Source organism: Oerskovia sp. 140933 (genome assembly GCF_059651515.1).
Genome location: NZ_JAMXIO010000002.1, coordinates 175212 through 195692, shown reverse-complemented (window position 1 = coordinate 195692; position 20481 = coordinate 175212). Strand labels below are relative to the sequence as shown.

General features: G+C 72.5%; 20 protein-coding genes and 1 tRNA gene. 15 read left to right on the top strand and 6 right to left on the bottom strand.

All coding sequences use genetic code 11. The features are described 5' to 3' along the window. Positions 1-169: 169 nt before the first annotated feature. Complete coding sequence (locus NHG27_RS02120; protein ID WP_193719283.1) at positions 170-595, bottom strand: DUF3054 domain-containing protein; 426 nt, start codon at positions 593-595, stop codon at positions 170-172. Between the two features lie 134 nt (positions 596-729). Between NHG27_RS02120 and NHG27_RS02115 the strand changes: the two genes are divergently transcribed. Then, entirely contained in the window at positions 730-2415 is a 1686-nt protein-coding gene (locus tag NHG27_RS02115; RefSeq protein ID WP_497014588.1) for an ABC-F family ATP-binding cassette domain-containing protein, read from the top strand. Between the two features lie 104 nt (positions 2416-2519). Here NHG27_RS02115 and ppk2 read toward each other — a convergent pair whose 3' ends face one another. The 5 genes from ppk2 to NHG27_RS02090 form a co-directional block, all read right to left on the bottom strand. Then, positions 2520-3383 carry a polyphosphate kinase 2 gene (ppk2, locus tag NHG27_RS02110; RefSeq protein WP_497014587.1) on the bottom strand — a complete coding sequence of 288 codons (864 nt, stop codon included), beginning with the start codon at positions 3381-3383 and terminating at the stop codon, positions 2520-2522. Positions 3384-3445: 62 nt separating this feature from the next. Beyond that, positions 3446-4150, bottom strand: coding sequence for a Pr6Pr family membrane protein (locus NHG27_RS02105; RefSeq protein ID WP_497014586.1), 705 nt, complete (start codon positions 4148-4150; stop codon positions 3446-3448). After that, positions 4147-4716 carry an NUDIX hydrolase family protein gene (locus tag NHG27_RS02100; RefSeq protein WP_193719280.1) on the bottom strand — a complete coding sequence of 190 codons (570 nt, stop codon included), beginning with the start codon at positions 4714-4716 and terminating at the stop codon, positions 4147-4149. The genes NHG27_RS02105 and NHG27_RS02100 overlap by 4 nt, the downstream gene beginning before the upstream one ends. Before the next feature lie 143 nt (positions 4717-4859). Further along, a complete protein-coding gene (locus NHG27_RS02095; RefSeq protein WP_497014585.1) occupies positions 4860-6518 on the bottom strand; it encodes a pyridoxal phosphate-dependent decarboxylase family protein in 1659 nt (552 codons plus the stop codon). Continuing rightward, positions 6505-7935: an MFS transporter gene (locus NHG27_RS02090; RefSeq protein ID WP_497014584.1), complete on the bottom strand. Its 1431-nt coding sequence runs from the start codon at positions 7933-7935 to the stop codon at positions 6505-6507. The genes NHG27_RS02095 and NHG27_RS02090 overlap by 14 nt, the downstream gene beginning before the upstream one ends. Positions 7936-8096: 161 nt before the next feature. On the opposite strand from NHG27_RS02090, the gene trxA reads away from it, so the two are divergent. The 14 genes from trxA to NHG27_RS02020 all read left to right on the top strand — a co-directional run bounded on the left by trxA (position 8097) and on the right by NHG27_RS02020 (position 20467). Continuing rightward, positions 8097-8486: a thioredoxin gene (gene trxA, locus NHG27_RS02085; protein ID WP_193719278.1), complete on the top strand. Its 390-nt coding sequence runs from the start codon at positions 8097-8099 to the stop codon at positions 8484-8486. A 232-nt stretch (positions 8487-8718) separates the two neighbouring features. Beyond that, positions 8719-8925 carry a dodecin family protein gene (locus NHG27_RS02080; RefSeq protein ID WP_193719277.1) on the top strand — a complete coding sequence of 69 codons (207 nt, stop codon included), beginning with the start codon at positions 8719-8721 and terminating at the stop codon, positions 8923-8925. Positions 8926-9143: 218 nt separating this feature from the next. Next, positions 9144-9452 carry a 50S ribosomal protein L21 gene (rplU, locus tag NHG27_RS02075; protein WP_191789147.1) on the top strand — a complete coding sequence of 103 codons (309 nt, stop codon included), beginning with the start codon at positions 9144-9146 and terminating at the stop codon, positions 9450-9452. 75 nt (positions 9453-9527) lie between these two features. Continuing rightward, positions 9528-9785: a 50S ribosomal protein L27 gene (gene rpmA / locus NHG27_RS02070; RefSeq protein ID WP_030151568.1), complete on the top strand. Its 258-nt coding sequence runs from the start codon at positions 9528-9530 to the stop codon at positions 9783-9785. A 90-nt stretch (positions 9786-9875) separates the two neighbouring features. Further along, complete coding sequence (gene obgE / locus NHG27_RS02065; protein WP_193719276.1) at positions 9876-11399, top strand: GTPase ObgE; 1524 nt, start codon at positions 9876-9878, stop codon at positions 11397-11399. A gap of 276 nt (positions 11400-11675) precedes the next feature. Beyond that, complete coding sequence (gene proB, locus NHG27_RS02060; protein WP_193719275.1) at positions 11676-12818, top strand: glutamate 5-kinase; 1143 nt, start codon at positions 11676-11678, stop codon at positions 12816-12818. Between the two features lie 132 nt (positions 12819-12950). Then, positions 12951-14324 carry a glutamate-5-semialdehyde dehydrogenase gene (locus tag NHG27_RS02055; protein ID WP_193719274.1) on the top strand — a complete coding sequence of 458 codons (1374 nt, stop codon included), beginning with the start codon at positions 12951-12953 and terminating at the stop codon, positions 14322-14324. A 112-nt stretch (positions 14325-14436) separates the two neighbouring features. Beyond that, positions 14437-14592, top strand: coding sequence for a hypothetical protein (locus NHG27_RS02050; protein WP_193719273.1), 156 nt, complete (start codon positions 14437-14439; stop codon positions 14590-14592). A 26-nt stretch (positions 14593-14618) separates the two neighbouring features. Continuing rightward, a complete protein-coding gene (gene nadD / locus NHG27_RS02045; protein ID WP_193719272.1) occupies positions 14619-15224 on the top strand; it encodes a nicotinate-nucleotide adenylyltransferase in 606 nt (201 codons plus the stop codon). After that, on the top strand, positions 15221-16231 hold the full coding sequence (locus NHG27_RS02040) for a hypothetical protein (RefSeq protein WP_497014583.1): 1011 nt from the start codon (positions 15221-15223) through the stop codon (positions 16229-16231). The genes nadD and NHG27_RS02040 overlap by 4 nt, the downstream gene beginning before the upstream one ends. Positions 16232-16260: 29 nt before the next feature. Then, positions 16261-16707, top strand: coding sequence for a ribosome silencing factor (gene rsfS, locus NHG27_RS02035; protein ID WP_193719270.1), 447 nt, complete (start codon positions 16261-16263; stop codon positions 16705-16707). Then, complete coding sequence (locus NHG27_RS02030; RefSeq protein ID WP_193719269.1) at positions 16704-17384, top strand: histidine phosphatase family protein; 681 nt, start codon at positions 16704-16706, stop codon at positions 17382-17384. The genes rsfS and NHG27_RS02030 overlap by 4 nt, the downstream gene beginning before the upstream one ends. Before the next feature lie 59 nt (positions 17385-17443). Continuing rightward, positions 17444-17516, top strand: a tRNA-Ala gene (locus NHG27_RS02025). A gap of 203 nt (positions 17517-17719) precedes the next feature. After that, the gene (locus NHG27_RS02020) at positions 17720-20467 is read left to right on the top strand and encodes an RHS repeat-associated core domain-containing protein (RefSeq protein ID WP_497014582.1); all 2748 of its coding nucleotides are present in this window, start codon (positions 17720-17722) and stop codon (positions 20465-20467) included. Positions 20468-20481 lie beyond the last annotated feature (14 nt).

Below are 20481 nucleotides of genomic sequence, written 5' to 3'. Positions count from 1 at the left end.
ACCCCTGGACGGATCGGCCGAGGACGTCCGAGCGAGCGTGACCTCCGGGTCGCGCTCGCCCGGGCGTCGCGCCGCACGTCGAGAACGACGTTCCGTGCGCTCGACCACGAGGTTGCGGTCGCCAAGGCGGGCAGAACGACCTCAACCTCGTTCTCGGTACCAGGGGGGCTCAGGACGTCGAGAGACGCCCGCGCACCTTGAGCACCAGGAGGGCGACGAGCCGCCAGCCCACGAGCGTCGCGAGCAGGAACGCCGCGGACACCACGAGGAACGCGGTCGCGAGCCCCTCGCCCGTGGCCCAGCGCAGCGCCATCCCCACGACCCACGTCGTGACCCACAGCACGACCCCGGTCGGCCAGGCCGCGAGCGGCCACCGCCAGGCGCGCAGCAGGACCCACCCGACCGCGAGCCCCACGAGGAAGGGCCACGCGATCGTCAGGATCGCGGTCAGGGGGCTGTCGGCGGAGTGCGTCGCCCGCCCGCCGGTCGCGAACGCGAGGACCGCGACGACGTCGAGCACGACGGCCAGGGCGACGACGCCCGTCCGGACGGTCGGGCGGGGCGGGCTCGGGGCGGTGGCGGGCGTCGAGGTCATGGCCACGACGCTACCGGAGCACGGCCCCCGAGCCCGCGCGGGCCAGGTGGTGCGCGTACCGCGTCCGGGGAACGGGACGCAGGGCTCGGAGCGGGGTGGGGCGCCCGTCCACCCGCTCCCTTTAGGGTTGACCTGTGCACCTGGCTGTCGACGACCTCTCCTTCTCCTACCCCGGACGCCCCGTCCTCTCGGGGGTCTCGCTGCGCGTGGGCGCCGGCACGCGCCTGGGTGTGGTCGGCGAGAACGGCACGGGCAAGTCGACGCTCCTGGGCGTCCTGGCCGGGACGCTGACCCCGAGCGGGGGCGAGGTGCGTCGTCAGGGCTCGCTCGCCGTCGTCGAGCAGGAGCTCGTCCCGCTGCCCGGTCAGACCGTGGGCGACCTGGTCCGCGAGAGCCTCGCGACCGTGCGGGCCGTGGGCGCCGAGCTCGACGCCGTGACGCGCGACTTCGACCACGAGCACGGCAGCCTCGCCGAGCTCTCGGACGTGCTGGCGCGAGCCGAGCACCTGGCCGTGTGGGACGCCGACCGTCGCGTCGAGGTCGCGCTGTCCCGGTTGGGCGCCTGTCGCGACCCGCACCGTGAGCTCGCGACGCTCTCGGTCGGCGAGCGCTACCGCGTACGCCTCGCGTGCCGCCTGGCCGAGCGCAGCGACCTGCTGCTCCTCGACGAGCCGACCAACCACCTCGACACGAGCGGCATCGACTTCCTCACGGGCGAGATCGTGGCGTGGGGCGGCGGGATCGTCATGGTCACGCACGACCGCCAGCTGCTCGACGACGTCGCGACCGAGATCCTCGACCTCGACCCCGCGATGGACGGCAAGCCCGTCCTGTACGGGCAGCCGGGCTACCTCGCCTACCGCTTCGCCAAGAACCAGGCCCTGCACCGGTGGCGCCAGCGCTACCGGGCCGAGCGCAAGCGCGCCGAGAAGCTCGCCGAGCGCCTCGACGCGTCCTACGAGGGTCTGTCCGACGAGTGGCGTCCCGCCAAGGGCAGCCAGAAGCACCGTCGCGCGACGCACGCGCGCATCCACGTCAAGGCCGCCGACCGGCTCGTGCAGAAGCTCGAGGCCGAGGCCGTCGAGGTCCCCGTCCCGCCGCTCGAGCTGCGCTTCCCGGACCTGCTGGCCATGTCGCCCGGGTGGTCACCCGACCATCCGCTGCTCGAGGTGCGCAGCCCGCGCGTCGCCGCCACCCCGGGAGACGCACCAGGAGACCTGCCCGACGACGTCGCTCCCGCGGGCGCACCCGTCACCGGGGCACGGCTCGACCTGCCCGGGACGCGCATCGCGATACCGCCGTCGGGCCGGCTGCTGATCACCGGGCCGAACGGCTCGGGCAAGTCGACCCTGCTGGCGGCGCTCGCCGGCACGGTCCGGCTCGACCGCGGCACGCGGACCGTCGCCGAGGGCGTGCGGGTCGGGATCGTCGCGCAGGAAGGGCCCGCGCTCCCCGCGGGCGCCGAGGAGCGCACAGGGTTCGAGGAGTACGCGCAGGAGGCGCTCGACCTGCTCTCGGCGGGCACGCTCGACCCGGACCACCTGGTGCCCGTCGCGTTCCTCGGGCTGCTGACCGAGGAGGACCTGGACCGGCCGCTGCGCGAGCTGTCCGCCGGGCAGCGGCGTCGCTTCGACCTGGCCCGCGCGCTGCTCGCCGTGCCGCACGTCCTGCTGCTCGACGAGCCGACCAACCACCTCTCGATCGACCTGGTCGACGAGCTGACCCAGGCGCTGCGTGTCACCCCTGCGGCCGTGGTCGTCGCGACCCACGACCGCCGGATGCGCGAGGACTTCGCGGACTGGCCCACGCTCGAGCTCTAGCGCGGGAAGGCATGGCGGGCGACCATCGGATCCCGGTCGCGCTCCGGGAGGTCGACCGGCTCTGCCGCGGGGAGCTCGAGCCGTCGGCGGACGGTCGGCGCCGCTCAGAACCCGTTCTCGGGGTCGCCCAGGAGCTGGGCCACGTGGTCCGGCACGTAGTTCGCGAGCTCGCGCGGAGGGCGCACGTAGTCGCCCGACGCCGGCGGGCGCTCGGGCAGCACGACCTTGTCGTGCGGCACCTCGACGTACGGGATGGTCGAGAGCAGGTGCGAGATCATGTTGAGCCGCGCGTTCTTCTTGGAGTCCGACTCGACGACGAACCAGGGGCTCTCCGGAACGTCGGTGTGCGCCATCATGTCGTCCTTGGCGCGCGAGTAGTCCTCCCACCGGTGGATCGACTCGAGGTCCATGGGGCTCAGCTTCCACTGGCGCACGGGGTCCGAGAGGCGGGAGCGGAAGCGCTTGAGCTGCTCGGCGTCGGAGACGGAGAACCAGTACTTGCGCAGCAGGATCCCGTCGTCGATCAGCATCTGCTCGAAGGCCGGGGTCTGCCGCATGAAGAGGTCGTACTCCTCGGGCGTGCAGAAGCCCATGACCCGTTCGACCCCGGCCCGGTTGTACCAGGAGCGGTCGAACAGCACGATCTCGCCCGCGGCGGGCAGGTGGGCGATGTAGCGCTGGTAGTACCACTCGGACCGTTCGCGGTCGGTCGGCGTGGGCAGCGCTGCGATCCGGACGACGCGAGGGCTCAGGTACTGCGTGATGCGCTTGATCACGCCCCCCTTGCCGGCCGCGTCACGGCCTTCGAAGATCACGACCACACGGGCCCCGGTGGCCTGGGTCCACTGCTGGAGCTTGACCAGCTCGGCCTGCAGCCGGAACAGCTCGGCCTCGTAGACCGCGCGGGGGAGGGAGGGCTGCTGGCCCTTCTTCGTCTTCTTCGACTTCTTCTTCGTCGTCTGCGACATGGCGTCACGCTACCGCCTCGGTGGCGGGCGCGGCAGGTGCGACGAGCCCTGCGGGCCGGGGCTCAGCCCCGGACGGGAGGCGAGGCCGGGGCGGGCGGCAGGCGCCGGTCGACCCACCCCAGGCCCGCGGCGAGCAGCAGGAACACGACGGCCACGACGCCTGTGTTGAGGAACGCCTGCGGGTAGCCGATCTCGGTCACGTCCATGAAGGGGTACGGGTACCAGCGGGTGAACGCGCCCTGGGCGAACACGTAGACGATCCACGCGAGCGGCGCGACGACCGACCACCAGATCGTCGCGGCGTCGATGCGCGGTCGCGGCCCCACGACCAGCCACCCGAGCACGGCCAGCAGGGGACCGGCCTGGTGCAGCAGGAGGTTCGTGACGAGCCCGGCGGCGCTGAGCTCCTGGAGTCCCGCGAGGACGGTGTTGTAGACGATGCCGGTCACGGCGATGCACAGGAGCGCGTCGAGCCGCGCGACGCGGAAGACGCGCCCGTCCCGCCGGGGATCCACGAGCAGGAGGAGGCACGTGACCCCGACCAGGATGTTCGACAGGATCGTGAAGTAGCTGAAGAAGTGCACGACGACGTCCGTGGTCGTGCCTCCCGGGAGCGGCCCGCGCCCGAGGGTGCCGAACAGCTCCCACACGACCCCCGTGAGCGCCATGGCGGCCACGACGCCGTGCCACCAGCGGGCCGCGACCGTCCCGCGCAGACGTCCGCCCCGTCCGGTCGCTGCCCGCGAGGTCGGGGCGTCCGGGGTCACGAGAGGCGGCCGACGTACGCCATGGCCTGGCGCAGGAGCGTGCCCTGCCCGCCGTGCATCTCGAGCTGCACCTGGTCGCTGCACGCCTGCTCGGGCGTGAGCCACGCGAGCTCGAGCGCCTGCTGCTGAGGCTGGCAGTCGCCCGCGACCGGCACGACGTACGCGAGCGAGACCGCGTGCTGGCGAGGGTCGTGGTACCCCGTGATGCCGGGGGTCGGCAGGTACTCGGCGACCGTGAAGGGCTGCGGGGACGCGGGGATGCGGGGGAGCGCCACCGGGCCCAGGTCCTTCTCGATGTGGCGGAGCAGGGCGTCACGGATGCGCTCGTGGTACATCACGCGGCCGGACACGAGCGCCCGCGTCATCTGCCCCTCGGGCGTCACCCGCAGCAGCAGCCCGACGGCGACCACGTCGCCCGAGTCGTCGACCCGCACCGGGACCGCGTCCACGTAGACGAGCGGCAGCTGAGACCTGGCGGCCGCGAGGTCCTCCGCGCTCAGCCACCCGGCCGGCTGGGGGATCTCGCGGGAGTAGTCGTCGGGCGGGAAGTCGGCGGTGTCCGTCACCTGACTGTTCTACCACCCACGGCCCGGACTCGCGCCCGACCGGCGGGCGCGACGGTGCGCGGGACGGCGCCCCGCCCGCGGCCCGCCCGCCCTCACCCCGCAGCGCACCCGCCGCCTGCCCCGCGTCCCGGCCGACGACGAGGTCAGGGGGTGGCCGACCGCTCCCCGGGCAGGCTCGGCGCCTGGTCCACGGGCTCGGCGAGCCGCGCGATGAGCTCGACCAGCAGACGCTCGCTCACGGTCGCGGGCAGCGCCTCGACCAGGGCCAGCAGCGGCGCCATGGGCCCCGTCCCCGGCTCGGGGGCACCGCCGCCGCGCCGGTCCTCTCCGCCGAGCACCGCCGCCTGCACGAGGTCCCAGGCCGCCCGGGAGTCGAGCGACCCGAGGGCTGCGAGCACCTCCCCGGTCGGTACGCCCGGGGCCAGCGTCGCGACCAGGGCGCCCAGGACCTCGTGCGGGTCCGGACGCGGCACCCCGCGCACGGCGTCGGCCGCCGCGACGAGCGCCGCACCGAGCTCCTCGACCACGCCCGCCGTCACCGGGGTCACCGTGAGGTGCGTCGTGTGCGGCAGGCGCGAGCCGTCCGGCTGCGTGTACCCCGGCTGCGGCTGGAGCACGAACCCGCTCGCGCGCACCGCGTCCGACCACACGTGCGGGTCGACCTGCCGGTCGGCGGGCAACGACTCGTCGGCGGCGACCGCGACGAGCGGTCCCACGGGCGTCCCGACCACGCGCAGCCCCTCGACCGAGTCGAGCACCGCGCGCAACCTGCCCGTCGCGGCCGCGCAGCGCGCGGTCACCGCCCGGTACCCCGGCACGCCCAGCGCCTGCGTCACGGCCCAGGCCGCGGCGAGCGGGCCCGCGGACTTGGACCCCATGATCGTCGAGTTCACGACCGGGTAGCCCGGCCAGCGCGTCGTCGCGAAGAGCTGGTGACGCTGCCGGTCGCGGTCACGCGTCAGGAGCAGGGAGGCGCCCTTGGGGGAGTAGCCGTACTTGTGGACGTCGGCCGAGATCGAGGTGACCCCCGGGACGCGGAAGTCGAACAGCGGGACCTGCTCGGCGTCGTCGGGCCAGAAGGGCAGCACCCACCCGCCCACGCACGCGTCCACGTGGACCGGGACGCCCGCGGCGCTCGCGGACGCCGCGACCTCCTCGACCGGGTCCACGACCCCGTGCGGGTACGACGGCGCGGAGACGACGACGAGCGCGACGTCGTGCCCGTCGCCGACGGCCGCGGCCATGGCGGCGGGGACCGCCCGGCACGTCGTCGGGTCCACGGGGACCAGGACGAGGTCGAGCCCCAGGTAGGCCGCGGCCTTGTGGAACGCGGCGTGCACCGTGGCGGGGGCCACGACCCTCGGCACGAACCCGAGCGTCGCGAGCGTGCGCGGCGCGCCGTCCGGCAGCGGCGGCTGCGCCGCGAGGAACGCGTCACGGGCCGTCTTCACGGCGAGCACGCAGCTCTCCGTCCCGCCGGACGTCACGGTCCCGACGACGCCGCTCGCGTCCTGCGCACCGCTCCCGTGCAGGACGTCGCGGGCGAAGGCCACGAGCTCGCGCTCCATGACCGCGACCGACGAGAACGTGGTCGGGTCGAGGCCGTTGAGCGGCTGCACCGCGCGGATGGCCTCGCCCGCGAGCACGTCGAGCTCGCTGAGGTCCGGGTCGTAGACGTAGGACAGGACACGGCCGCCGTGCGTCGGGGCGTCGGCCGCACGCAGCGCTGCGAGGCGGTCGAGGATGCCCTCGGTCCGCAGGACGGGGGAAGCGGGCAGGGGGGTGACGTCATGGGCGCTCATGCGCAGCGGGCTCCTCGGTGGGCACGTCGATGTCGCCCCTGCGCAGTCGATAGCGTACGAGGGCGAGCAGGCTCAGCGCGACCAGGAGCGCGGGGACCAGCGAGAACGACAGCGCGATGCCGTCGACGGCGGCCGCGGACTGCTCGGGCGTGACGCCCGCGCTCGACGACCGGTAGCCCGTGGCCCACTGCACGAGGCTCAGCAGCCCGGCGCCGAACGCCATGCCCGTCGTCTCGCCCGCGGTCCACACCCCGCTGAACGCCCCGCCGCGATCGGACGCGCCCTGGCCCGTCACGGGCGTCGTGCGGGCGTCGTGCGCGATCACGTCGGGCAGCATGGCGAGCGGCAGCGCCTGCATGCCCGCGTACCCGATGCCCGCGAGCGCGGTCGGCAGGTACACCCACGCGCCCGGTGCCCACGCGAGAGGCACCATGCACAGCGTCGCGAGCGCGAACAGCGAGCTCGCCAGGACGAAGCTGCGCTCCTTGCCGACCCGCCGCGCGAGCCGGTTCCAGAGCGGCATCACGAGCAGGGCCGGAGCGATGAGGGCCGCGAACAGCAGGCTCACCGCGAGGTCCGACTCGAGCACGTACGTCGCGACGTAGTTCGCGGCCGCGAGCATGAGACCCGTCGCGAGGGCCTGGAGGAAGAAGGCCGTGAGCAGGACGCGGAAGGGCTGGCTGCGGCGCAGCGTCGCGACGGCCTCGGCGACAGCCAGACGGAACGCACCGAGCGCGGAGCCCGCCGCAGCAGGAGCCGCGGCGTGCGCACCCGGGGGGAGCGCCGCCGTCGGGCTCGCACCCCGCGCCCCGCGCGGCGCCACCCGCGAGGCGACGAGCATGCCCGCCCCGATGACCAGGCCCGCGACCACGCCGAGCGTCAGGTAGCCCGACAGCGAGCTCGTCTCGCCGCGCAGCACCGGGCCCCCGGCCCCGAACAGCAGGATCGCGAACGCGAGCGTCGCCACGCGCCAGCTGATCAGGCGCGTGCGCTCGTCGTACGTCGGGGCGATCTCCGCGGGCAGCGCGATGTACGGGACCTGGAACATCGAGAACGCCGTGGCCGCGAGCAGGAACGCGACCAGGACCCAGATCGAGGCGGCCACGGTCGACGCCCCTGCCGGCACGGCGAACGTCAGCGCGAAGAACACCGGGATCGCGACCGCGCCGATCGTCATGAAACGCCGCCGCGAGCCCGTCCGGACCAGGTCGCGGTCGCTGCCGTACCCGATGAACGGGTCGATCACGACGTCCCACACCTTGGCGCCCGTGACGACCAGGCCCGCGACCGCGGCCGGGACCGCGAGGGCGTCCGTCAGGTAGTAGAGCAGCATGAGGCCGGGCAGGGTGCCGAACCCACCCGTGCCGACCGAGCCGATGGCATATCCCGCGATCGTGCGCGGCCTGAGGCGTTCCACGCGCCACAGCCTAGAGGTGACCTCCGTCACCGTCGGGGAGGTCGAGGAGCTCTGCGCTCGGGAGGCGCCGCCCGGGGACCGGGCGTATGTTCGCCCGCGGGCCGGGAATACCTCCCGGGGACCCGTTGCTGCACCTGGTGAACCCCTCAGGAAGGACCTTCATGGCAACCCAGGAACTCACCGGCGCCACGTTCGAGCAGACCATCAAGGACAACGACATCGTCCTGGTGGACTTCTGGGCATCGTGGTGCGGGCCGTGCCGCCAGTTCGCCCCGGTGTTCGAGGCGTCCTCGGAGAACCACCCCGACGTCGTCCACGGCAAGATCGACACCGAGGCGGAGCAGGGCCTCGCGGCCGCGGCGAACATCACCTCGATCCCGACGCTCATGGCGTTCCGTGAGGGCGTGCTCGTCTTCTCGCAGCCCGGTGCGCTGCCCGCACCCGCGCTCGAGCAGGTCGTCGAGGCCGTCAAGGGCCTCGACATGGACGACGTCCGCGCACAGATCGCGAAGGCGACGGCCGCCGGCTCGAACGGTCAGGCCAACGCCTGACGCACCGACCGCGCAGCCTCACCGAAGGACCCCGGCCCCGGCCGGGGTCCTTCTGCGTGCCGGGCGGGTGGTCCCTCCGCTGCGCTGCCGGACGTCCTGCCGTGCGGCCGACGGCGTCGGCGGACGAGACCGTCGACCGGCGGCGCCGGGCTGGCGGACCAGCACGCCACGGGGGATCGTGGAGGGGTGCGCGGACGCGACGAGGCGTCCGCCCTGGACGGCGGAGGACGCCATGAGCGGCTCGGTGGCACGTATCACGCAGATCAGCGCGCGGTCCGACGTGAGCTTCGACGACGCGGTCAAGACCGGGATCGAGAGGGCGAGCGCGACGCTGCGCAACCTCACCGGAGCGTGGGTCAAGGAGCAGAAGGTCGAGGTCAGGGACGGGAAGATCGTCGCCTGGCAGGTGGCGCTCGAGGTCACGTTCGTCCTCGACTGACGGGGGCCCCGCACCGCGCGCCGACTTGACCCCCGGCCCGGCGGGCGGCTATTTGACCCTGCGTCAGGGATTCCGTAACCTTGAACGTCGGTGCGCTCGGTGCGCACTGGTCCCGTGTGCCCATGGTCAGGTCGCACTCGCACGCCACGGTGTGTTGAGTCCTGCCAAGACGACCGGACATGGCGAGCACGCCAAGACTAGAAGAGATGAGCAACAACGTGGTGTACGCGATCGTCAAGGCCGGTGGCCGCCAGGAGAAGGTGTCCGTCGGCGATATCGTCGTCGTCGACCGTCTGTCGGCCGGTGCCGGACAGTCCGTCGAGCTTCCTGCGATCCTGCTGGTGGACGGGGAGAAGGTGACCCACGACGCTGCGGCGCTCGCGAAGGTCAAGGTCACTGCTGAGGTCGTCCGGGACGAAAAGGGCCCGAAGATCACGATCCTCAAGTACAAGAACAAGACCGGTTACCGCAAGCGCCAGGGGCACCGTCAGCAGCTGACGCGCCTCAAGGTCACCGGCATCAAGTGACCTCCCTCGGCGGCTCGTGAGAGTCGCCGCAGGTGATCCCACCCCCTCTTCTTCCAGCACGAAAGCAGGTTCGACATGGCACACAAGAAGGGCGCGAGCTCCTCGCGCAACGGTCGTGACTCCAACGCCCAGCGCCTCGGTGTGAAGCGCTTCGGTGGCCAGGTCGTCAGCGCCGGCGAGATCATCGTCCGCCAGCGCGGCACCCACTTCCACCCGGGCAACAACGTCGGTCGCGGTGGCGACGACACGCTGTTCGCCCTGACCGCCGGTGCCGTCCAGTTCGGTACGCGCCGCGGACGCAAGGTCGTCGACATCGTCTCGGCCGAGGCCTGATCCACGACGCAGCACGCTTGACAGGAGGGGCGCACCGACGCGGTGCGCCCCTCCTGGTGTTCTTCCCCCCTGCTTGAGAGGACCATTTCCATGGCCACGTTCGTCGACCGCGTCGTCCTGCACGCCTCCGGCGGTGACGGCGGCAACGGTTGCGCCTCCATCCGCCGGGAGAAGTTCAAGCCGCTCGCCGGCCCCGACGGCGGCAACGGGGGTGATGGCGGGAGCGTCCGGATCGTCGTGGACGCACAGACCACGACGCTCCTCGACTACCACCACTCGCCGCACCGCCACGCGACCTCCGGCACCCAGGGCATGGGCGACCACCGCGCGGGCGCCAACGGTGGCGACCTCGTCCTGCGCGTGCCCGACGGCACCGTGATCAAGGACCTCGACGGCAACGTCCTCGCGGACCTCGTCGGTGACGGCGCCGAGTTCGTCGCCGCGGCGGGCGGCCGCGGAGGGCTCGGCAACGCCGCCCTCGCGTCCCAGCGCCGCAAGGCCCCCGGCTTCGCGCTGCTCGGTGAGCCCGGCGAGGAGGCCGACTTCGTCCTCGAGGTGAAGTCCATCGCCGACGTCGCGCTCGTGGGCTTCCCGAGCGCGGGCAAGTCCTCGCTCGTCGCCGCGATCTCCGCTGCTCGGCCCAAGATCGCGGACTACCCGTTCACGACGCTCGTCCCCAACCTCGGCGTGGTCCAGGCAGGCGACTCACGCTTCACCGTCGCCGACGTCCCCGGGCTCATCCCCGGCGCGAGCGAGGGCAAGGGGCTCGGGCTCGAGTTCCTGCGCCACATCGAGCGCACCGCCGTGATCGTGCACGTCCTCGACTGCGCGACGCTCGAGCCCGGCCGCGACCCGATCTCCGACCTCGAGGCGCTCGAGGCCGAGCTCGACGCCTACGCGGGCGACCTCGACATCGAGGGCGCCCGGGTGCCGCTCAACGAGCGCCCGCGCCTCGTGGTCCTCAACAAGATCGACGTCCCGGAGGCCCGCGAGCTCGCCGAGCTCGTACGGCCCGACCTCGAGGCCCGCGGCCTCAAGGTCTTCGAGATCTCGACCGCGAGCCACGAAGGCCTGCGCCCCCTGACGTTCGCGCTCGCCGAGCTCGTCGACAAGGCCCGCCGCGACGCCCCGGCTCCGGCCCCGGCCCGCACGATCCTGCGCCCCAAGGCGGTCGACGACGCAGGCTTCACCGTGACCCGCAAGGGTGGCGCAGAGACCGGCTTCTACTTCGAGGTGCGTGGCTCCAAGCCCGAGCGCTGGGTCCGCCAGACCGACTTCTCGAACGACGAGGCCGTCGGCTACCTCGCCGACCGCCTCGCCCGCCTGGGTGTCGAGGAGAGGCTCTTCAAGGCCGGCGCCGTCGCAGGGGACGAGGTGCGCATCGGCTCGGACAAGAACGCCGTCGTGTTCGACTGGGAGCCCACGCTCATCACGGGCTCCGAGCTCCTCGGCGGACCGCGCGGGTCCGACCTGCGGCTCGAGGACACCTCGCGCCCCACGCGCTCGGACAAGCGCCGCGAGTACACCGAGCGCATGGACGCCAAGGCCGAGGCCCGCGCCGAGCTCTGGACCGAGCGCGAGTCCGGGCACTGGACGGACCCCGACCAGGACTGACCACCCGCGCACGGCCGACGGCCCGCCGGATGACCGGCGGACCACCTCCGTCGGAGAAGCGTGCTCCGCCCGCAGGGCGGGTACGGCCCTCGGGTCGTGCCCGCCCTGCGGCGTCCCCGGACGGTGCCGACCCGGCGCCGGGGCGAGCCGGGCGGGGAGGGGAGCGACGTCGTCGGGCCGGGGGACCCGTCACCGGCCGGTCGCCGCGTCCCACCGTGAGGTGTCACACGGTGGAACGACACGCCCTCCGAGGGCTCCCCGCGGGATGATGGCACCGTGAATGCGCTCTCCGCACGCTCCCAGGTCGCCACGGCTCACCGGGTCGTCGTCAAGATCGGCTCCTCGTCCCTGACCGGACCGGACGGGCACCTCAGCGTCCCGGCCCTCCAGGCGCTCGTGCAGGTCATCGCTGCGCGGCACGCCGCGGGCGGGCAGGTCGTCCTCGTGACGTCGGGGGCCATCGCCGCGGGGATCGGCCCCCTGGGCCTCAGCGCGCGACCGCGCGACCTCGCGACGGCCCAGGCAGCGGCCTCCGTGGGGCAAGGACTCCTGGTCGCCCGGTACGCGCAGGCCTTCGCCGAGTACGGCATCCGGGTGGGCCAGGTGCTCCTCACGGCCGAGGACACCATCCGCCGCGGGCACTACCGCAACGCGCAGCGCTCGCTCGAACGCCTCCTCGACCTGGGGATCGTGCCCGTCGTCAACGAGAACGACGCGGTCGCCACGGACGAGATCCGGTTCGGCGACAACGACCGCCTCGCCGCGCTCGTCTCGCACCTGGTCCGCGCCGACGTCATGGTCCTGCTGACCGACGTCGACGGCCTCTACGACGGACCGCCCTCGCGCCCCGGCACCCAGCGCATCCGCGAGGTGCGGTCCGCGCTGGACCTCGAGGGCATCGAGGTCACGGGACGCGGCAGCTCGATCGGGACCGGCGGCATGCTCACCAAGCTCGAGTCCGTGCGCATCGCGACGGGCTCGGGCATCCCGGTCGTCCTGACCAAGGCAGCGAACGCCGAGGGCGCCCTCGCGGGTCGTGAGGTCGGGACGTGGTTCGCCGTGACGGGCAAGCGCACCACGCGCCGACGCCTGTGGCTCGCGCACGCCGCGCGCACCCGGGGCCGGCTCGAGCTCGACGAGGGCGCGGTCGCCGCGGTCCTCGGCGGACGCGCGTCCCTGCTGCCCGCGGGCGTGGTCGGTGTCACCGGGGACTTCGACGCGGGCGACCCCGTCGAGCTCGTCGCCCCCGACGGACGCGTCGTCGCCCGGGGCCTCGTCGCGTTCGACTCGAGCGACATCCCGGACCTGCTGGGCCGCTCGACGCACGAGCTCCGCGACCGGCTGGGCGAGGGGTACGACCGCGAGATCGTGCACCGCGACGACCTCGTGCTCGTGGGGCGCCGCCGCAAGGCGTCCTGAGGGGACCCCGCGAGCACGCCCGGCGGGTCGCTCAGGGCGGGCCCGACGCCGGAACGTGCGTGACGCCGTCGGGCCCGCCTCTGTCCTCGGACGCCGCAGACACGCGCCACCCGTGCGGCGTAGGCTCGTCGCATGACTGCGCTCAGCCACGCCTCCGACCTCGACCCGACCGCGACGACCGCGACCGGCGGCCCGCAGACGCCGCCCGCCGCGCCCACCGTCGCGTCGTCCGCCGCGGACGGCTCGGTCGCGCAGGATGTCGAGGCGACCGCGCGGCGCGCCAAGAAGGCCTCGCGCACCCTCGCGACCGCGACGCGGGCCACCAAGGACGCCGCGCTCCACGCGCTGGCCGACGCCCTGGTCGAGGCCACCGCGGAGATCGTCGCGGCCAACGCGGTCGACCTCGAGCGCGGCCGGGAGAACGGGACCTCGGCCGGGCTCCTCGACCGGCTCGCCCTCACTCCTGAGCGGATCGTCGCGATCGCCGACGCGCTGCGCGAGCTCGCGACGCTCCCGGACCCCGTCGGCGAGGTCGTGCGCGGCTCGACGCTCCCCAACGGCCTGCGCCTGCGCCAGGTGCGCGTGCCCATGGGGGTCGTCGGCATGATCTACGAGGCGCGCCCCAACGTGACCGTGGACGCGGCCGGCCTGGCGCTCAAGAGCGGAAACGCCGTGATCCTGCGCGGCGGCTCGGCCGCCGCAGCCTCCAACGAGGTCATCGTGGACGTGCTGGGCCGGGCGCTCGCCGCTCAGGGGCTGCCCGCCGACCTCGTCCAGTCGATCGACCGCCACGGCCGTCCCGGCGCCGTCGCGCTCATGCACGCACGCGGCCTGGTCGACGTGCTCGTCCCGCGCGGGGGAGCCGACCTCATCCAGACCGTCGTGCGCGAGTCCACGGTGCCCGTGATCGAGACCGGCGTCGGCAACTGCCACGTCTACGTCGACGCCTCGGCAGACCTGACGAGCGCCCTCGAGATCCTGCTCAACTCCAAGACGCAGCGCGTCGGGGTCTGCAACGCGGCCGAGACGCTGCTCGTTCACACCGACGCGGCAGCCGAGTTCCTGCCGGCGGCCCTCGCGGCCCTCGACGCGGCCGGCGTCGTGCTGCACGGCGACCCCCGGACCGCCGCGCTCGCGCCCGAGGGGGTCCCCGTCCTCGACGCGACCGACGACGACTGGGCACGCGAGTACCTCGCTCCCGAGATCGCGGTGCGCGTCGTCCCGGACCTGGACGCCGCGATCGAGCACATCCGCACCTGGACCTCGGGGCACACCGAGGCCATCGTGACGCGCGACCTGGCCGCCTCCGAGCGCTTCGTCGCCGAGCTCGACTCCGCCGCGATCATGGTCAACGCGTCGACCCGTTTCACCGACGGGGCCCAGTTCGGGCTCGGCGCGGAGATCGGCATCTCGACCCAGAAGCTCCACGCGCGAGGCCCCATGGGGCTCGCGGAGCTGACGACGACCAAGTGGGTCGTGCACGGCGACGGCCACGTGCGTCCCTGATCACATGCTGCTCGTCGTCCAGCACGACCGTGAGAGACTGGACGACGATCAGCGCCCGGCCTGATCACCCGCCGTCCCACGCACCACGCTCAAGAACTCGTAGGAGGACATCGTGCTCGCTGCTGCCGTCCAGGTCGCCCAGGAGAACACCGAAGCCGTCACCCACCTCCCGATCCCGCCCGTCGGGTTCGGCATCGTCGCCTTCGGGGTGCTCGTCGGCCTCCTCCTCGTGACCTACGCCTTCCGTAGCGTCGGTACCCGCCACTGACCCCGGCCCTGGTGGATCCTGCGGAGATGACGGCGAGCAGACGCCCCCGGCTCGGGGTGATGGGTGGCACGTTCGACCCCATCCACCACGGGCACCTCGTCGCGGCGAGCGAGGCTGCGGCCCGCTTCGGTCTCGACGAGGTCATCTTCGTCCCCACCGGGAAGCCCAGCTTCAAGCAGCACCAGAAGGTCACCGCGCCCGAGCACCGTTATCTCATGACGGTCATCGCGACGGCCTCGAACCCGCGCTTCACGGTGAGCAGGGTCGACGTGGACCGGCCGGGGCTCACCTACACGGTCGACACGCTGCGCGACCTGCGTGAGCAACGCCCCGAGGCGGACCTCTACTTCATCTCCGGCGCCGACGCGATCGAGCAGATGCTGACGTGGAAGGATGCCGACGACCTCTGGAAGATGGCACACTTCGTGGCGGTCTCCCGTCCGGGACACCGGCTCAACGTCGACGGTCTGCCGCCCGGAGTCGTCTCCACGCTGGAGATCCCGGCCCTCGCCATCTCGTCGACCGACTGTCGACAACGGGCGGAGACCGGCCAACCGGTCTGGTACCTGGTGCCGGACGGCGTCGTCCAGTACATCGCGAAGCACGGCCTGTACAGAGGATCAGCATCATGAGTGATCAGCACGGGAGCATGCAGCCCGTCCGCCCCTTGACGCGCCGGGAGATCCGGGAGCGTGAGGCCGCCGCAGCCGAGCAGGCCGCAGGCGCGGCACCGTCCGCCCCGGGCGGGTACACCCCGCCCGCACCCGCAGCTCCTGCTGCCCCGCCGCCGTCACGGCGATCGATGCGGGACGTCTCCGCCCCGACCCCTTCCGAGGGGTACTCGAACCAGGCGCCCGTCGTCCGGCCTCCGTCGATGACGGGGGGCATGCGCGGTGTCGACGAGACCGGCCGCCTCACCCCGATCCAGGAGACCGCCGAGCGCGTCCCGCTCCGCCCCGCGCAGTCGCCGCCCCCAGGGACGACCCCGCCCGTGCGGCAGAGCATGCGCGCCCCGTCGACGGCGCCCTCGCCGTTCGGCGCGGCCCCTCGTCCCGCATCTCCCGAGCCCGCGCCCCAGAGCGCGCCGGCGCCGTTCCCCCCGGCGCAGCCCTTACCCTTCCCGCCCGCGCAGTCGGCACCGGCGCGAGAGTCCGTGTCGTCGCGGACCCCCGGCCCGGACACCCCGCGGGCCGCCGCGACCCCGGCACCGGCCCCCGCGCCGCTGCCGTGGGAGCAGGGCACCGCGCCGAGCTCCCTCGCCCAGCAGGCCCCGGAGTCCGCGCGCCCTGCCCTCCCGTGGGAGACGCAGCCGCCGGCCGCGACCCCGGCGGCCGCCCAGGCGTCACCCTTCCCCGGGGCCGTCGAGGACTCACCCTTCCCCGTCGCGGGTGCCACGCGTCCTGGCCCCGCGTCGCGGACGGCCGACGACGACGAGGACGACGCGTACGACGAGCGCCCGCCCGGGCACGCGTACACCTGGCTGCACTACCTGATCCTCATCGCCGTGGCCTTCGTGCTCGGGCTGCTGATCTGGCGGTTGCTGCTGGGTGACAGTGCGAGCGTCGCCGAGGCGCTCGCACCGGTCGGTCTCGAGGCCCTGACCTCGAGCCCCACGAACCACCACGGCCTGTCCTTCTGACAGGCCTCGAGACAACCCCACGGAGAGTCGTGACTGCAACGGAACGCGCTGTCGAGCTTGCGGTGATCGCGGCCCGCGCCGCATCGGACCGCAAGGCCGAAGAGATCATCGCCCTGGACGTCAGTGAGCAGCTCGTGCTCACGGACGTCTTCCTGATCGCCTCGGGAACGAGCGAACGGCAGGTGTCCGCGATCGTGGACGCCGTCGAGGAAGAGCTGCACAAGGTCGGGGTCAAGCCCATCCGCCGCGAGGGAAAGTCGGAGGCCCGCTGGGTCCTGCTCGACTTCGGCGACATCGTCGTGCACGTCCAGCACGCCGAGGACCGGGTCTACTACGCGCTCGAGCGCCTCTGGAAGGACTGCCCGGTCATCGAGCTCCCCGAGGACGCACGGGGCGGAGAGGGGACGTCGAGCACCGACGTCACCGACGCCGCGGACGACGGCGCCATCTACCTCGCGGAGGACTCGCAGGCGTGAGCGCGCGCACCGTCGTCTTCCTGCGCCACGGGCGCACCGAGTACAACGCGGCCATGCGCCTCCAGGGGCAGGTCGACATCCCGCTGGACGCCGTCGGGCACTGGCAGGCCGAGCAGGGGGCACGGTCGCTCGCGGCCGCGCACTCCCCGACGCTCGTCGTCGCGTCGGACCTGACGCGTGCGGCCGAGACGGCCGGGTACTACGGGAAGGCGACGGGCATGCCCGTCTCCCTCGACGAGCGTCTGCGCGAGCGCGGGTTCGGCGAGTGGGAGGGCATGACGGGCGAGGAGCTCTCCGAGCGCTGGCCCGACGAGTACGCGGCGTGGCGCCGTGGCGAGGAGCCCGCTCGTGCGGGCGCCGAGTCGCGGGCCGACGTCGCGGCGCGCATGGTCGCGGCCGTCACCGAGCACGCCGACGCACTGGACGAGAAGGACACGCTCGTCGTCGTCTCGCACGGTGCGGCGATCACGTTGGCCATCACGGCCATGCTCGGTCTGGACCCGACGGGCTGGCGGGGGATCTCGGGACTGAACAACGTCCACTGGTCCCAGCTGCAGCGCTCGGGAGCGAACGCCCACCCCGCGTGGAGGCTCGTCGCGCACAACGTCGGGGCGGACTTTTCGCTCGATGAGTGGAGCTCCGGACCCGATTGGATTTTCCAGCCGACTTCGGCATAAACTAGCGATGCTTCCGAGGGGGAAAACCTCAAGGAAGTGCGGGACCAGCAATGGTTCTCGGGGCTGTGGCGCAGCTGGTAGCGCACCTGCATGGCATGCAGGGGGTCAGGGGTTCGAGTCCCCTCAGCTCCACCCGACACGAAGGCCGTCTCCCTCAGGGAGGCGGCTTTCGTCGTTCTCGAGCGACGAGGTTCGCCCTGCGACGGAGCAGGTGTGACGTAGGTCATGATCGCCGCTCCCTCATCTGCTCGGGCCTGGCCACGTCCTCGACGCGGGTCCTCGACGGCGCGCGGTACACGACCGCGGTCACGGGGTACGACGTCGCCTACCGGCCCTTGGGCCAGACGGTCACGGTCCCGGCCTCGGTGCTCGGGGGCGCGGCCGGGGGGACGTCGTCGTTCACGACCGCGTACTCCTACACCGCAGGTGGCTTCCCGGAGACGGTGACCCTGCCCGCGGCGGGTGGTCTCGGCGCGGAGGAGGTCACGACCCGGTACGACGAGCGGGGGATGCCCGAGTGGATGGGGTCCGGGTTCGGCTGGGGCGCGTACGTCGCCGACGCGCGGTACACCGCGTTCGGCGAGAAGTCGGTCCTCGACCTGGGCAACACGTTCGGGACGGTCGTCTCCTACGAGTACCAGCAGGCGACGCACCGCCTGGTGCGGATCGGCCTCGACCGTGAGCGGGTCAACGGCACCGAGCTGGACGTGCGCTACGGGTACGACGTCGCGGGGAACATCCTCTCCGCGAAGGACGACCCGACCGCTGCCGGCACCGCCGACGACAACCAGTGCTTCACGTACGACGCGCTGCGACGGCTGACGTCGGCGTGGACACCGTCCACGGGATCGTGCTCCGCGGCGCCCTCGACCCGAGCGCTGGGCGGTCCGGCAGCGTACTGGACCGACTACGCGTACGACACGGTCGGCAACCGGACGTCGATGACGTCGCACCGGGCGAGCGGTGACGTCACGGCCGCCTACACCTACGGACCGTCGACGGCGGACCCCGACGCCGGGGTCCACGCCCTGACAGGGGTCGCGACCACGACGGCGGGCGGTGCGTCGACCACGGCGTCGTACGTCTACGACGCCGCGGGCAACACCGTCAACCGGCCGTTCGGCACAGGCGCCCAGGTGCTCGGGTGGGACGGTGAGGGGCGTCTGGCCCAGATCGTCACGTCCGGTGCCGGAGGCGCCGGGGAGAACCAGCTGACCGCCGGTGAGGCGTCGTTCGTCTACTCCGCCGACGGCGAGCGGATCGTCCGCAAGGACGCGTCGGGAACGACCCTGTACCTGCCTGGCGGGCAGGAGCTGACGCACCACACGGCCGGCTCGGCTGCGGGCACGACGACCGCGACCCGCTACTACGGGTTCGGCGGCCAGACGGTCGCCGTGCGTGACGGCAGGGGCCTGGGCGGGGTGTCCAGCCTGGTCAACGACGTGCACGGCACGGCGCTCGCCGTGGTACACAACACGAAGTACACGCTGACCCGCAACTTCGCCGACCCGTTCGGCGGTCGCCGTGGCGAGGTGCTGGACACCCCCGGGGACCGCGGGTTCCTGGGCAAGGTCGAGGACACCACGGGGCTGACGAGCGTGGGCGCGCGGTACTACGACTCGGGGCTGGGCCGGTTCGTGTCGGTCGACCCGGTGATGGACCTGGGTGATCCGCAGCAGTGGTCGGCCTACACGTACGCCAACAACAACCCGGTGACGTGGTCGGACCCGACGGGGCTGCTGTCCTGGAAGGGCGCGTGGTCGAGCGTCAAGAAGGGCGCGTCGGCGGTCGGAAAGTGGGCCAGCAAGAACAAGGCCGAGATCATCGGCGGTGTCGTGGGCACCGTCGTGGGGGTCGGGTGTGCTGCGCTCACGGTCGGCTGGGGGTCGGTGGCGTGTGCGGTGGCCGGCGGGGCGTTGGCCGGGGCGATCACGAACACGATCCGCCAGTCGTCATCGGGGAAGCCGTTCTCGTGGAAGTCGTTGGCGGTAGAGACGGCGTTCGGTGGTGCTGGCGGGCTGTTGGGGTTCGGTATCGGTGCCGCGGCCTCGCGGTGGATCGCGCCAGTGGCGAACCGTGCAGTGCAGGGTGCCGTGGCTGCTGCGCGGGCGAGTACCTCGAAGGCTGGGCAAGGGGTCGCGTCCGCTGCGCGGGGCGTGGTGAGCAAGGCCCAGGCCAGTGTGGCGCAGGTCGTCCGAACGAAGCCGATCCAGGCGAGCACGCCCAGGCCGCAGATGGCGACGAGTGGGGCGTCGAACGCGCGGCCCGGCGGACCGTCAGCTGGAGCAAAGTGCTCGTTCAGTGGTGCGACGGCCGTTCTGATGGCGGATGGATCGGCGAAGCGGATCGATCAGGTCGGCCCGGGGGACAAGGTTGCTTCGACCCCAGAAGAAGCTGGTGGGCAGGGGGCGCCTGCCGGAACCGGTGAGGTCGTTGCTCAGCACGTGCACGACGACGTCATGATCACTCTCGTCGTGGCAGGAGCGTCGATCACGACGACTGAGGACCACCCGTTCTGGTCCGTGACCGACCAGCGCTTCGAGCGCGCCGACGAGCTCGAAGCCGGCGAGGCCGTCCTGACCGCCACCGGGGCTACGGTGACCGTCGACGGGATCGACCTCGGCAACACGGTCCACGCGCCCGCGTACAACCTCACCGTCACCACCGACCACACGTACTATGTGCTGGCGGGGGCTACGGCGGTCCTTGTTCACAACTGCCCGATCGCGAACGGCGGAAGGTATGGGGATCTGCGGCCCGCTGGAGCGGGAAATGAGATCAACCATATCCCCGCCAACGCATCGAGCCCTCTCAGCAAGCACAGCGGCCCGTCGATTCGGATGGAATACGACGACCATCGCGCACTTTATAGCACTGGATCATCGCACGCCTCTATAGCTTGGCGAATGAGACAGAGTGAATTGATAGATGCCGGAGATTTCCGCGGTGCCATGCAAATGGACATTGACGACATTCGCTCCCGTTTTGGAAGCAAATACGATGATGCGATCGTGGAGATGTGGATGAGTCTGAGCCAAAATAAGGCTCTTCGCAAATGGGCCGCAGAACAACAGAAACCCTAGACGTATCAGAAAGA